This is a genomic window from Enterobacter cloacae complex sp. P16RS2 (assembly GCF_014982155.1).
Taxonomy (GTDB): Bacteria; Pseudomonadota; Gammaproteobacteria; order Enterobacterales; family Enterobacteriaceae; genus Enterobacter; species Enterobacter cloacae_M.
The window spans coordinates 108,441-121,964 of the sequence record NZ_JADCKW010000009.1 but is presented as its reverse complement, the minus strand read 5'-3'; the positions used below and the strand labels follow the sequence as shown (position 1 = coordinate 121,964).

General features: G+C 60.6%; 14 protein-coding genes. 8 read left to right on the top strand and 6 right to left on the bottom strand.

The genetic code is table 11. The features are described 5' to 3' along the window. The first annotated feature begins 47 nt into the window (after positions 1–47). The 6 genes from xthA to INF68_RS05560 all read left to right on the top strand — a co-directional run bounded on the left by xthA (position 48) and on the right by INF68_RS05560 (position 6,223). On the top strand, positions 48–854 hold the full coding sequence (xthA, locus tag INF68_RS05585; protein WP_126786185.1) for an exodeoxyribonuclease III: 807 nt from the start codon (positions 48–50) through the stop codon (positions 852–854). A gap of 6 nt (positions 855–860) precedes the next feature. Next, complete coding sequence (locus INF68_RS05580; RefSeq protein WP_126786186.1) at positions 861–1,544, top strand: TVP38/TMEM64 family protein; 684 nt, start codon at positions 861–863, stop codon at positions 1,542–1,544. Positions 1,545–1,559: 15 nt separating this feature from the next. Next, entirely contained in the window at positions 1,560–2,720 is a 1,161-nt protein-coding gene (locus INF68_RS05575; RefSeq protein WP_370552433.1) for an ABC transporter substrate-binding protein, read from the top strand. Next, positions 2,693–4,222: a thiamine ABC transporter permease gene (locus INF68_RS05570; RefSeq protein ID WP_126786188.1), complete on the top strand. Its 1,530-nt coding sequence runs from the start codon at positions 2,693–2,695 to the stop codon at positions 4,220–4,222. Before INF68_RS05575 ends, INF68_RS05570 begins: the two co-directional genes overlap by 28 nt. Further along, on the top strand, positions 4,222–4,842 hold the full coding sequence (locus tag INF68_RS05565; RefSeq protein ID WP_126786189.1) for an ATP-binding cassette domain-containing protein: 621 nt from the start codon (positions 4,222–4,224) through the stop codon (positions 4,840–4,842). Before INF68_RS05570 ends, INF68_RS05565 begins: the two co-directional genes overlap by 1 nt. Before the next feature lie 73 nt (positions 4,843–4,915). Beyond that, on the top strand, positions 4,916–6,223 hold the full coding sequence (locus tag INF68_RS05560; protein ID WP_126786190.1) for a sulfurtransferase: 1,308 nt from the start codon (positions 4,916–4,918) through the stop codon (positions 6,221–6,223). Here the strand turns inward: INF68_RS05560 and INF68_RS05555 are convergent. Next, positions 6,220–6,837 (bottom strand): CDP-alcohol phosphatidyltransferase family protein, encoded by a 618-nt coding sequence (locus tag INF68_RS05555; RefSeq protein ID WP_126786191.1) that lies wholly within the window; start codon positions 6,835–6,837, stop codon positions 6,220–6,222. The two genes, INF68_RS05560 and INF68_RS05555, sit on opposite strands and share 4 nt — an antisense overlap. Next, positions 6,830–7,399 carry a carboxymuconolactone decarboxylase family protein gene (locus tag INF68_RS05550; protein ID WP_126786192.1) on the bottom strand — a complete coding sequence of 190 codons (570 nt, stop codon included), beginning with the start codon at positions 7,397–7,399 and terminating at the stop codon, positions 6,830–6,832. The genes INF68_RS05555 and INF68_RS05550 overlap by 8 nt, the downstream gene beginning before the upstream one ends. Before the next feature lie 75 nt (positions 7,400–7,474). Between INF68_RS05550 and INF68_RS05545 the strand changes: the two genes are divergently transcribed. After that, the gene (locus INF68_RS05545) at positions 7,475–7,891 is read left to right on the top strand and encodes a pyrimidine (deoxy)nucleoside triphosphate diphosphatase (RefSeq protein ID WP_109844429.1); all 417 of its coding nucleotides are present in this window, start codon (positions 7,475–7,477) and stop codon (positions 7,889–7,891) included. On the opposite strand, the gene INF68_RS05540 is transcribed toward INF68_RS05545, so the two are convergent. Then, complete coding sequence (locus INF68_RS05540; protein WP_047651934.1) at positions 7,851–8,129, bottom strand: DUF1496 domain-containing protein; 279 nt, start codon at positions 8,127–8,129, stop codon at positions 7,851–7,853. The two genes, INF68_RS05545 and INF68_RS05540, sit on opposite strands and share 41 nt — an antisense overlap. A gap of 228 nt (positions 8,130–8,357) precedes the next feature. Here INF68_RS05540 and gdhA point away from each other — a divergent pair, with 228 nt between their 5' ends. After that, complete coding sequence (gdhA, locus tag INF68_RS05535) at positions 8,358–9,701, top strand: NADP-specific glutamate dehydrogenase (RefSeq protein WP_023311263.1); 1,344 nt, start codon at positions 8,358–8,360, stop codon at positions 9,699–9,701. Positions 9,702–9,770: 69 nt separating this feature from the next. Here the strand turns inward: gdhA and INF68_RS05530 are convergent, their stop codons facing one another. From INF68_RS05530 to INF68_RS05520, 3 genes are all read right to left on the bottom strand, one after another. After that, the gene (locus INF68_RS05530) at positions 9,771–11,678 is read right to left on the bottom strand and encodes a DNA topoisomerase III (protein ID WP_126786193.1); all 1,908 of its coding nucleotides are present in this window, start codon (positions 11,676–11,678) and stop codon (positions 9,771–9,773) included. Between the two features lie 4 nt (positions 11,679–11,682). Further along, the gene (gene selD / locus INF68_RS05525) at positions 11,683–12,726 is read right to left on the bottom strand and encodes a selenide, water dikinase SelD (RefSeq protein ID WP_008500702.1); all 1,044 of its coding nucleotides are present in this window, start codon (positions 12,724–12,726) and stop codon (positions 11,683–11,685) included. Between the two features lie 115 nt (positions 12,727–12,841). Beyond that, entirely contained in the window at positions 12,842–13,393 is a 552-nt protein-coding gene (locus INF68_RS05520) for an NAD(P)H nitroreductase (RefSeq protein WP_109844432.1), read from the bottom strand. Positions 13,394–13,524 lie beyond the last annotated feature (131 nt).

Genomic DNA, 13,524 nt, shown 5'->3' with positions numbered 1-13,524 from the left:
AATTCTGCTACCATCCATGCACTATTCACCTTGCACTGGCAGCGACTATGAAATTTGTCTCTTTTAATATCAACGGCCTGCGCGCCCGCCCTCATCAGCTTGAAGCTATCGTTGAACAACATCAGCCAGATGTGATCGGCCTGCAGGAGACCAAGGTTCACGACGACATGTTCCCCCTCGAAGAGGTGGCTAAGCTCGGCTACAACGTCTTCTATCATGGGCAGAAAGGCCATTACGGCGTTGCGCTGTTGACCAAAGAGACGCCAGTTTCAGTCCGCCGCGGGTTTCCCGGCGATGACGAAGAAGCACAGCGCCGCATCATCATGGCGGAACTGCCTTCCCCGCTGGGGAACATCACCGTGATTAATGGTTACTTTCCCCAGGGCGAGAGCCGCGACCATCCGACCAAATTCCCGGCTAAGGACAAGTTTTATCAGGATCTGCAGAACTACCTGACCACCGAACTGAACAAAGACAATCCGGTGCTGATCATGGGTGATGTGAATATCAGCCCGACCGATCTGGATATTGGCATCGGTGAAGACAGCCGCAAACGCTGGCTGCGTACCGGCAAATGCTCCTTCCTGCCGGAAGAGCGCGAGTGGATGCAACGCCTGCTGGACTGGGGGCTGGTGGATACCTTCCGTACCGCCAACCCGGACACGCAGGATCGTTTCTCGTGGTTTGACTACCGCTCAAAAGGCTTTGACGACAACCGTGGCCTGCGTATCGACCTGCTGCTCGCCAGTTCACCGCTGGCAGAGCGCTGCATCGAAACTGGGATCGACTACGAGATCCGCAGCATGGAAAAACCGTCTGACCACGCGCCGGTGTGGGCTAAATTCAAGCTGTAATGACGCGTGAACATTCGAAAACTCGCTTTCCTGTGCGCCCTTCTGGGCGCATTTATTCTGACGTTTGTCATGCTTCCCCCAGGCACACTCTCCCTGGAAGGGATTAAAACCCACCAGCAGGCACTCCTCTCCCATGTTGACCACGCGCCGCTGCGAAGCGCGCTGATCTTTTTTGCCCTCTACGTGGCGGTTTCCGCCCTGTCGATCCCCGGCGCGGCTATCCTCACCCTGCTGGGCGGGGCGTTATTTCCCCTGTGGGAAGGCACCCTTCTGGTCTCGTTTGCCTCCACGCTCGGGGCGACGCTTGCGATGATCGCCAGCCGTTATCTGCTGCGCGAATGGGTCCAGCGGCGGTTTGCTCAGCAGATGAAAACGGTGAACGCCGGTATGGCGCATGACGGCGCGGGCTATCTTTTTGCCCTGCGCCTGATGCCGCTGTTCCCGTTTTTCCTGGTGAATTTGCTCATGGGGCTGACCCGCATTGGCGTATATCGCTACTGGTGGGTCAGCCAGGTCGCCATGCTGCCCGCGACGGTGGTCTTTCTGAACGCCGGACGCGAGCTGGGGAAAGTGGCGTCGCTGCGCGATATTTTGTCGCCGGGCATGCTAATCGCCTTTACACTACTGGGGTTATTGCCGCTGGCGACACGCCGGCTGTTTTCCCGTTATCTCCCGTCTGTTAAAAAGTGAGGCATTATGCGCCGTGTGCGTTTTTGCGCGTTCCTGACCGGTCTGCTGCTGGCAGCCCCCCTCTGTGCCGCCGAAAGCTGGCACGCTATCCAACAGCAGGCCAAAGGCCAGACCGTCTGGTTTAACGCCTGGGGCGGCGATCCGGCGGTCAACCGCTACCTTGAGTGGGTCAGCGGTGAGATGCAAACGCACTACGCCATTACCTTAAAAATTGTCCCGCTGGCGGACGCCGCCGATGCGGTAAAACGGATCCAGACGGAAGCCGCCGCGGGGCATAAGGCCAACGGCTCGGTTGACCTGCTGTGGGTCAACGGCGAAAACTTCCGCACGTTAAAAGAGGCGAACCTGCTGCAAACCGGATGGGCGCAGACGTTGCCAAACTGGCGCTATGTCGATACCCGTAAACCCGTCACGGAAGATTTTGCGATTCCAACCGACGGGGCGGAATCCCCGTGGGGCGGCGCGCAGCTAACCTTTATCGCCCGCAAAGCCAGCATGCCGACGCCGCCGGTGGATCCGCAGGCGCTGCAGGCCTACGCGCAGCAGCACCCGGGTAAGATCAGCTATCCCCGCCCACCCGATTTTACCGGCACGGCATTTCTTGAGCAGCTGCTGCTGACGCTCACCGATCGCCCTGAGGCTTTACAAAAAGCGCCAGATGCAACGTTTGCTGAGGTTACGGCGCCGCTCTGGGCCTACCTCGATAAGCTGCACCCACTGCTGTGGCGCGAAGGAAAAGATTTCCCTCCCTCGCCTGCCCGAATGGATACCCTGCTTGCCAGCGGCAGTCTGAACCTGTCGCTGACCTTTAACCCGGCGCATGCGCAGCAGAAAGTGGCGAGCGGCGAACTGCCCGCCGACAGCTACAGCTTTGGTTTCCAGAGCGGGATGCTCGGCAACGTCCATTTTGTGGCGATTCCGGCCAATGCCGGCGCGAGCGCGGGTGCAAAGGTGATTGCTAATTTCCTGCTGTCACCGCTGGCGCAAATCCGCAAGGCCGACCCGGCCATCTGGGGAGACCCGAGCGTACTGGATGCGAAAACGCTGCCCGAAGAGGAAGCGAAACAGCTGCTGGCCCATACGCCTCAGGGGCTGCCGCAGGTGCTTGCAGAGCCGCAGTCCGCCTGGGTGAACGCGCTGGAGCAGGAATGGCTGCGTCGTTACGGCACCCGCTGAGCGGGCTCGTCTGGCTGGCGATGGCGGTGATTTATCTGCCGATCCTGCCCGCCGGCGTGATGCTGTTCGCGCCGGCGCTTTCTGCGACAAACTGGCAGCTTCTGCTGGACGATCCGCAGCTGCCGCAGGCGACCGTCGCCACGCTGGTCTCAACCTTCATCGCCACGCTGGGGGCGTTGCTGATTGCCCTTTTCTTCGTCTGCCTTTTGTGGCCCGGTCAACGCTGGCGACGCCTCACGACCCGGCTGCCCTGGCTGCTGGCGATCCCCCATGTGGCGTTCGCCACCAGCGCGTTGCTGCTGTTTGCCGAGGGCGGTCTGTTTTATCAGCTCTGTACCGTCTGTACGGCTCCGTTTGACCGCTACGGCGTCGGGCTGGGCGTGACGCTCGCGGTCAAAGAGAGCGCGTTCGTGCTGTGGGCCATTTACGCCGTACTGCCGGAACAACGGCTCGCACAGCAGAAGATCGTCCTGCAGACCTTTGGCTACGGGCGTTATCAGACGCTCAGCTGGCTGATCCTCCCGGCGATCGCGCCTGTCCTCGGCGCGGTGATGCTGGCGGTGCTGGCATGGTCGCTCTCGGTCGTGGACGTGGCGATCGTTCTCGGGCCCGGCAACCCGCCCACCCTGGCCGTGCTGGCCTGGCAGTGGCTAAGCCAGGGCGACGCGCAGCAGCAGGCAAAAGGAATGCTGCTGTGCCTGTTTCTTCTTATGCTGCTGGCCGCGCTTGCCGCCCTCGGATACGGCCTCTGGAGGGTATGGCGTCGCACAATTCCGGAACTCGCGGGAACGCGCCGAAGGTCTCAGCGCATCCTGCCTGAGCGGGCATTCAGCGGGTTACTGCCCGCGTGCGGCATCCTGTGCGCTGCGGTACTGCTGATGCTGGCGCAAGGGGGCGACGTGGGTTCCGTGGGGACCAGCCTCTCCTTCGGCCTGCTGTCGAGCCTGATCGCCCTCATCGTCATTTTTCTCTGGCTGGAATGGGGACCGCAGCGCGGCGCAGCGTGGGTGTGGTCACCGCTCGCCCTTCCGGCGCTGCCGCTCGTCACCGGGCAATACTTTATTGCATTGCGTCTGGGGCTCGACGGGCGCTATGCCGCCGTGCTCTGGAGCCATCTGCTGTGGGTGTTGCCGTGGATGCTGCTGGTTCTGCAGCCCGCCTGGCGGCGGATCGACCCCCGGCTTATCCTTACCGCCAGAACGCTCGGCTGGCGACGGGCAAAAATATTCTTACTGCTGAAATGCCCCCTGCTGGTGCGCCCGGCGCTGCTGGCCTTTGCTATTGGTTTTTCCGTCAGCATGGCGCAATACATGCCGACGCTCTGGCTGGGCGCGGGGCGCTTCGCCACGCTGACCACCGAAACCGTCGCGCTCAGCAGCGGGGGCAGCATCCCTGTTCTCGCCAGCAGGGCGCTGGGATTACTGCTGGTCACGGGCACGGTGTTCGGTCTTGCCGCACTGTTATCCCGGCTCGCGGGCCGCTACCGTCAAGGATTACGTTAATGCTGAAGGTTAAAGATCTCACCATCGAACCGCTTTTCCGCGAGGTCAATTTTTGCGTTCCTCGCGGGGAGATCGTTACCCTGATGGGGCCGTCCGGCAGCGGCAAATCGACCCTTTTTGCGTGGATGGTCGGCGCGCTGTCAGACGATTTCCAGGCGCGGGGCGAACTGTGGCTCGACGCGCGTCGCTGCGATAGCCTCCCTGTTGAAGCCCGCGGGCTGGGCATTCTCTTTCAGGATGCGCTGCTGTTTGAACAGTTCAGCGTCGGGCAAAATTTGCTGCTGGCCTTGCCTGAGCGGATCGTCGGGAGAGCGCGTCGGGAAGCGGTCGAGCAGGCGCTGGATTCCGCCGGCCTGAGCGGTCATTACGCCAGCGATCCGGCCACCCTCTCCGGCGGGGAGCGTGCCCGTGTCAGCCTGCTGCGGGCCCTGCTCGCAGAGCCGCAGGCGCTGCTGCTGGACGAACCGTTCAGCCACCTCGATAAAACGCTGCGCACAACGTTTCGGGAATGGGTTTTTGACGCCGTCCGCGCACGCAATATCCCGGTGGTGCTGGTCACGCACGATGAGGACGATATTCCGCCCGGCGGCGAGCTGATTGAGATTTCTCGCTGGCAATAATGTGCTAACGCAATGTTTTCCGTTTCGGGAGAGACGACAATGCCCCCCTCTTTTACTGACGTCAGGTTATTCGATGAAACGTGTTTCTCAACTGACCGCGCTGGCCCTGCTCTGCGGCCTCGCTTCCTTTTCCTCTCTGGCGGCTGATATGGCCAACGCGATGACGCTCTCCCAGCTTCAGGCGCAGCACGGCACGCCTGTCGACACCCGTCCCAGCGCGTTTTACAACGGCTGGCCGCAGACCCTCAGCGGCCCCTCCGGGCACGAACCCGCCGCCCTCAACCTGGCTGCCGCCTGGTTGGGCGCAATGAGCGACGAGCAGATTGCGAGCTGGGCAAAACAGCATCAGCTTACGCCCGCGACGGCCATCGCCCTCTACGGCGACGAGAACGATAACCTGGCGGTGAAATCCCGCCTGGAGAAAGCCGGATACCGCAACGTCTCGCTGCTCAGCGACGCTCTGCAGACGCCCGACCGCCTTCAGCGCCTGCCTCACTTTGAACAGCTGGTTTACCCACAGTGGATCCACCGCCTCCAGCAGGGTAAACCCGTGACCGCCGCGCCGGCGGGTAACTGGAAAGTGATTGAAGCCGCCTGGGGCGCACCAAAGTTTTACCTGCTGAACCACATTCCCGGCGCGGGCTACATCGACACCAACGAGGTGGAAAGCGAGCCGCTGTGGAATAAAGTCTCCGACGACACGCTGAAAGCGATGCTGGCGAAGCACGGGATCCGTCACGACACCACCGTCATTCTGTATGGCCGTGACGTTTACGCCGCCGCGCGCGTGGCGCAGATCATGCTGTATGCGGGCGTGAAGGATGTGCGTATTCTCGACGGCGGCTGGAAGGCGTGGTCCGATGCAGGCCTGCCGGTTGAACGCGGCACGCCCGGCAAAGTGACGCCAGCCCCCGATTTCGGCGCGCCGATCCCCGGCCAACCGCAGCTGATGGTTGATATGGAACAGGCGCGCGGGATGCTGCACCGTCAGGATGCCTCCCTGGTCAGCATTCGTTCCTGGCCGGAGTTCATCGGCGAAACCAGCGGCTACAGCTACATCAAGCCAAAAGGTGAAATAGCCGGTGCCCGCTGGGGTCATGCGGGCAGCGACGCGACCCATATGGAAGATTTCCATAACCCGGATGGCACCATGCGCAGCGCGGACGATATCGCCGCCCAGTGGAAGCGCTGGAATATTCTGCCGGAACAGCACGTCGCGTTTTACTGCGGCACCGGGTGGCGCGCGTCAGAAACCTTTATGTACGCCCGGGCGATGGGCTGGAAGAATGTCGCCCTCTATGACGGCGGCTGGTACGAATGGAGCAGTCACCCGCAGAACCCGGTCACCACCGGAGAGCGCGGGCCAGAGAGCGCTCTCTAAGGGCTGAGTGACTTCAGCGTCACATAGCCGCTCCAGACGCGCGTTGTGGTGGTCAGCCAGCACAGCGCGCCGAATACCCATGCGAACAGCGTAAAGTGCGCCGGGAGCAGGCAGCACAGCACGAACAGCGCGATGGTCTCCGTCCCTTCCGTTAACCCACCGATGTAATAAAACGACTTGTGCGCATAGCCGGGGTTGTCGATGTCGTGCTTCGCCGCCAGCGCCGCAAACGCCAGAAAGCTGCTGCCGGTACCGATAAACGCAAACAACAGCCAGGCGGCCGCAAGCGCATTCTCTGCGGGAGCCGCGAGCGCAAAGCCAAACGGCACCAGGGCGTAGAACAGAAAATCGAGCGCGATGTCGAGAAATCCCCCCGCATCGGTCAGCCCTCTCCGGCGCGCCAGCGCGCCGTCCAGACCATCCAGCAGGCGGTTAAGCACGATGGCGGCCAGCGCCGCCGGATACCAGCCGAGGGCCAGAAACGGCAGCGTCAGCACGCCGATGGCAAACCCGGTCAGGGTCAATCCGTCGGGCGTGATGCCCGGCTTATCCAGCACGGAAACCAGACGATTCAGAACGGGCTTTACACGCGGGTGCAGGTGACGGTCAAGCATGGGGAGTCTCGTTAAACGTGGCGCACAGCCCCTGCGCCGGAATATCCAGCGCGGCATTAAAGCGGGCGGAGAGATTCTGAAACGCAATCAGCGCCGTCATCTCGGTAATGGCATCATCCGTGAAGTTGCGTTTCAGCGCCGTTCTCACTGCCTCATCTGCCCGGGGCGGCGTGGCGGTTATCGCCTCGGCGTAGGCCAGGGCCGCGCGCTCTTGCTCGGTGAACAAGGCGGAATCCTGCCAGTCGCTCACGGCCTGAACCTTATCCAGCGCGCCGCAGCGCTCGGCCAGACGCAGGCTGTTGGCATCAATACAGAAAGCGCAGTGACAGAGCTGGGATACCCGCGTCATGAGCAGCGAACGCAGCGCGGGCGTCAGGCGCGCGTGACGACGCTCCAGAAAGCCGACGAACAGCGCCACCAGCCAGAAAAGACGCGGCATTCGCCCCCACCAGCGGGTGGGATTCAGCACCGCGCCAAAATGCTTTTTCTGCATGGCGGCTATCGGTTTTAGGCTGGCGGGAAGGGTTTCGAGGGGGGCAACCCAGGCGGTGGTCTCTTTCACCTGATTCTCCTGATTACTGGACTCTGAGAAAGGGCACGATAATATGTCTTTTTTCGCTATTAATTATTGACGACCATGCTGAAAACACTCGATGTCGTTGCCGCCATCATCGAAAAAGACGGCAACATTTTACTGGCGCAGCGCCCTGCCCACGCCGACCAGCCGGGAATGTGGGAATTTGCAGGCGGTAAAGTCGAGGCCGGAGAAACCCAGCCAGAAGCGCTTATCCGCGAGCTGCGTGAAGAGTTGGGCATTGACGCCCTGCCGGGACAATACGTGGCAAGCCACCAGCGGGAAGTCTCCCAGCGGTTGATTAACCTGCATGCCTGGCACGTTCCTGCTTTCCGCGGCGATATCACGGCGCACTACCACAGCGCGCTCGCGTGGTGTACGCCGGAAGAGGCGTTTGGCTACGCCTTAGCCCCCGCGGATATTCCGCTGCTGGAAGCGTTTATTGTTTTACGCGACGCCAGACCAGCGGGTTCGTGCTGATGGCGCGCTCGTCGCGCTGGCACTGCAGCAGAATGCCGTCCGCTTTCACAACGGCCCCTTCCGAGTAGTTCTGATTCTGATAGATACAGCACTGATTGCAGGGCTGCACCGTTTGATTCTGGCCGCTGGAGCTAAACACTTCCGGCGGCACATTCACTTCCACATCTGGACGAATGCGGTCAGCCTGAGCGCCAGCGGTAAACATCAAACATAACGCGGTCATCACATAACGGTTCATCGACTTGTCTTCCTGTTGTGTCCTGATATTGACTATAACGGTAAACCAGAGCCGAACCTTTAATTTATCTCTTCATCGCTTTTCGTTATGACGCCCGCCCTCTCATTAATTTCCCTTTCGTTATAAATTTCTGCTTGCCTCACAAAGCGGTACGGGTGGTATAGTCAAAAAAACAACACAAATCGCATAAGTAATAAACATAAAATACGATAAGAGGTTCTTATATCTATGGATCAGACACGCTCTCTGGAAAGTTTCCTTGCCCATGTTCAGCAGCGCGACCCGCACCAAAGCGAGTTCGCTCAGGCCGTGCGTGAAGTTATGACCACCCTGTGGCCCTTCCTTGAACAAAACCCGCGTTATCGCCAGATGTCTCTGCTTGAACGCCTGATCGAGCCAGAGCGCGTGATCCAGTTCCGCGTGACGTGGGTTGACGATCGCAACCAGGTACAGGTTAACCGCGCGTGGCGCGTTCAGTTTAACTCTGCCATTGGCCCGTTTAAGGGCGGCATGCGTTTTCATCCGTCCGTGAACCTGTCGATTCTGAAATTCCTCGGCTTCGAGCAGACCTTTAAAAACGCCCTCACCACGCTACCGATGGGCGGCGGGAAAGGCGGCAGCGATTTCGACCCGAAAGGCAAAAGCGAAGGGGAAGTGATGCGCTTCTGCCAGGCGCTGATGACCGAACTCTACCGCCACCTCGGCCCGGATACCGACGTTCCTGCCGGTGATATCGGCGTGGGCGGACGTGAAGTGGGCTTTATGGCCGGGATGATGAAAAAGCTCTCCAACAACAGCGCCTGCGTCTTTACCGGCAAGGGGCTGTCGTTTGGCGGGAGCCTGATCCGCCCGGAAGCGACAGGATACGGCCTGGTTTACTTCACCGAGGCGATGCTCAAGCGTCACGGTTTAGGCTTTGAAGGCATGCGCGTCGCGGTGTCCGGCTCCGGTAACGTGGCGCAGTACGCTATTGAGAAGGCGATGCAGCTTGGCGCTCGCGTGGTGACCGCCTCAGACTCCAGCGGCACGGTGGTGGATGAAGCCGGCTTCACGGCAGAGAAATTGGCGCGCCTGTGTGAAATCAAAGCCAGCCGCGACGGGCGCGTGGCGGATTATGCCCGGGAGCTTGGCCTGACCTACCTGGAAGGAAAACAGCCGTGGGGCGTGCCGGTGGATATCGCCCTGCCGTGCGCAACACAAAACGAGCTGGATGTGGACGCCGCGCGTACCCTGATTAGCAACGGCGTAAAAGCGGTGGCCGAAGGGGCGAATATGCCTACCACCATCGATGCGACGGACCTGTTCCTTGAGGCGGGCGTGCTGTTTGCGCCGGGCAAGGCCGCTAACGCGGGCGGCGTGGCGACCTCCGGCCTCGAGATGGCGCAAAACGCAGCGCGTCTCGGCTGGAAGGCGGAGAAAGTGGATGCGCGCCTGCACCACATCATGCTGGATATTCACCATGCCTGCGTGGAGTACGGCGGCGAGGCGTCGCAAACCAACTACGTGCGCGGGGCAAACATCGCCGGGTTCGTGAAGGTGGCGGATGCGATGATTGGTCAGGGTGTGATTTAAGGTTTATCGCGTGCGGCCGGGTGCCCTCACCCCGGCCCTCTCCCACGGGGAGAGGGAGAAAAACGTGTGTCAGGCCGCGCTCTTTTTCTTCTTGAACGGTTTCTTCGCGCCGCCACCGGGCGCAACCATGTCTCTGAACGTTTTCACCGGCGTGCTGCGCGCCTGATCGATCAGCTGATAAAGCGTCCCGACCAGCGGCTGCATAAAGTCCTGATAGCGGCACTGCTTCTCGCTGATCTGCGTCAGCACCGATTCCCAGTGCGCGGTCATGTCCGGCCTGGCGGCCAGCTCCGGCAGAGAGTGGATTAGCGCCCGGCCCGGTTCCGTTGAGTGGATGTAGCGTCCCTTTTTCTCCAGGAAGCCACGCTTAAAGAGCAGCTCGATGATCCCCGCTCGCGTCGCTTCCGTCCCCAGACCGTCGGTGGCGCGCAGGATCTTCTTCAGATCTTTATCCTGCACAAACCGGGCGATCCCGGTCATCGCCGACAGCAGCGTCGCATCGGTGAAATGGCGCGGCGGCTGGGTCTGGCGTTCAACCACTTCACCCTTCTCGCACAGCAGTTCGTCATCTTTGGCGACCACCGGCAGCGGCGTGCCGTCGTTCTCCTCGTCGCGCTCTTTGTTACCGAGCAGCGTGCGCCAGCCAGCTTCTGCGAGGAAACGCGCTTTGGCGATAAACTTGCCTTTGGCAATCTCAAGCTCAATCACGCACTTACGGAATACCGCGTCCGGGCAGAACTGCATCAGGTACTGACGGGCGATCAGGTTATAGACCTTCGCTTCGTTCTCGGTCAGGTTGACGTTGCTGGCGCGCGCCGTCGGGATAATCGCGTGGTGGGCATCGACTTTTTTGTCGTCCCAGCAGCGGTTATGGGTATCCGGGTTTACCGCCGGCTGCGGGAGCAGATCCGGCGCGTGCACGCTAATGGCGTTCATCACCGAGTGGCGACCGGCAAAGTGCTCTTCCGGCAGATAGCGGCTGTCCGAACGCGGATAGGTGATGAGCTTATGGGTTTCGTAGAGCTTCTGGCAGATATCCAGCACGTTCTGCGCGCTCAGTCCAAACTTTTTGGCCGCCTCAATCTGAAGTGCAGAAAGCGAAAACGGCAGCGGCGCGGGTTCTGATTCCCGTTTATCGTTATAGCTGGTGACGATAGCCGGCTGCCCGGTAATGCGGTTAACCACGTGATCCGCCAGCGGACGATGGAGCAGACGCCCCTCTTCATCCTGATACGATTCACAGGCATCGCTCGGCTGCCAGACGGCGGTAAAGCGCTCGTCCTTAGGCGTGACGATATGCGCTTTAACCTCAAAGAAGTCTTTGGCGACGAAGTTCTCAATCTCTTCGTCACGACGCACGACCAGCCCCAGCACCGGCGTCTGCACGCGCCCCACGGAAAGTACGCCCTGATAGCCCGCGTTGCGCCCGAGGATGGTGTACGCGCGGGTCATATTGATGCCGTACAGCCAGTCGGCGCGGGCGCGGGCTAATGCCGAGACGCACAGCGGAATAAATTCGCTGTTGGCACGCAGGCGCGAAATCGCCCGCTCGACGGCCTGCGGGTTGAGGTCGTTTATCAGGCAGCGCTGCACCTGCTGGCGCTTTTCCGGCGCCAGCTCCAGGTAGTCCAGCACCTCATCCACCAGCAGCTGCCCTTCCCTGTCCGGGTCACCCGCGTGCACGATTTCAGCGGCGTCATGCAGGAAGCGCTTGATCACGTTGAGCTGTTTGGTGACTGAAGGTCGGGGCTGCAGGCGCCATTTTTCCGGCACGATGGGCAGATCGTTTAAATTCCAGCGGGCGTAGCGGCTGTCGTAGACGTCCGGCTGCGCCTGCTCAAGCAGGTGACCAATACACCAGGTGACCACCTGCCCGTTACCGCATTCGATAAAGCCGTCACCTTTGCGATGCGGCTTAGGCAGCACGTCGGCGATAGCACGGGCCAGGCTCGGCTTTTCGGCAATAAACAACCGCATCGAATTAACGGATCTCAATCATCGGTCGACCGCCGCGCGCGGTCACCAGCTCGCCGATCGCCGTCAGGGTGATGCCGAACTCGGCGGCAGTGGCCTGAACCTCGGCTTCGGATTCCGGCGTGACCGCCAGCAGCAGGCCGCCGGAGGTTTGCGGATCGCACAGCAGGTTGCGCCACTCCTCAGGCATTTCGCCCATCAGGTGACCGTAGCTGGCGAAGTTGCGCTGGGTACCGCCCGGGACCGCGCCCTGCGCAATATACTCCTCCACGCCCGGCAGCTTCGGCACGTCCTGATACCAGACCTGCGCCTGCACGCCCGCGCCCTGACACACTTCAGAGAGGTGTCCCAGCAGACCAAAACCGGTGACGTCGGTCATCGCTTTCACGCCGTCGATATTGGCAAACGCCGCACCGGCAAGGTTCATCTGGCACATGACTTCGGTTGCTAGACCTTTGTGCTCCGGTTTCAGCAGGGATTTTTTCTCGGCGGTGGTCAGCACGCCAATGCCCAGCGGCTTGGTGAGGAACAGTTTGCAGCCCGCCTGCGCGGTGCTGTTGCGCTTCACGCGTTCGGTCGGCACTACGCCAGTAACGGCCAGGCCGAAGATAGGCTCCGGCGCATCAATAGAGTGACCGCCGGCCAGCGCAATCCCCGCCTGCTGGCAGGCAAAACGACCGCCATCAATCACTTCACGGGCCACTTCCGGCGGGATGGTGTTGATCGGCCAGCCCAGAATGGCAATCGCCATGATCGGCTTACCGCCCATCGCGAAGATATCGCTGATGGCGTTGGTGGCTGCAATGCGCCCGAAGTCGAACGGGTTATCGACAATCGGCATAAAGAAGTCGGTAGTACTGATAATGCTGGTGCCGTTACCTAAGTCATAAACTGCAGCATCGTCACGCGTTTCGTTGCCGACAAGCAGGTTCGGGTCGACAAACTTCGCCTGTTCACTGTGCAGGATAGTCTCCAGCACTTTCGGGGAAATTTTACAACCGCAACCGGCTCCGTGGCTGTACTGCGTTAAACGAATGGTTTGCTCGCTCATGGACGTCTCCTGTCATCTCAATCGCGCTATGGTAGCGCTCATTCCATAAAGAGGTAAGTATGACTGTCTGAATTCTGCGGCAGATGCTCAGAATCCAGACAGTTTAGGTGCGTTATCAGAAACGGCTGACGAAAGGCGTGGTGTCCGGAATGCTGATGTTGCTGGAGGCTTTAAGCTGCGGGGTGCCGAGATAGAGGAAACCGACAATTTTGTCATGCTCACCGCAGCCAAAACCGTCACGGACCGCCGGGCTTTCAGTCAGCGCACCGGTACGCCAGATACCGTTAAAGCCCTGCGCGACGGCGGCCATCTGCATCGCCATCACCGCACAGCCTGCGGACATTTCCTGCTCCCAGACCGGCACCTTATGGTCAGCCTGGCATTTCGCCACGACGGCGATAATCATCGGGGCGCGGAACGGGGCATTGCGCGCCTTGTCGATACCTTTCTCATCCTGCCCGGCGGCAACCGCGCCCTGCTCCAGCAGCTGACTGAAACGATCGCGGCCTTCGCCTTCAATCACAAAGAAGTGCCACGGCTGCAGCGTGCCGTGATCGGGGGCACGCATGCCGGCACGCAGAATGTTCTCCAGCTGCTCGCCTGCCGGGGCAGGTTCGGCCAGACGGGAAGCGCTACGGCGGTTAACAAGCAGTTCGAGTGCGTCCATTGGTTAACTCCTTTCTTGAAATTTACTCACAAAATTAACACGACGGCAGATTTTGTTACAGCCTGGCAGGCGATTCCTGCTGACAAGTGGCGGTTGGGTCATTACGATAACCCAACATTACCGTCCAGTGG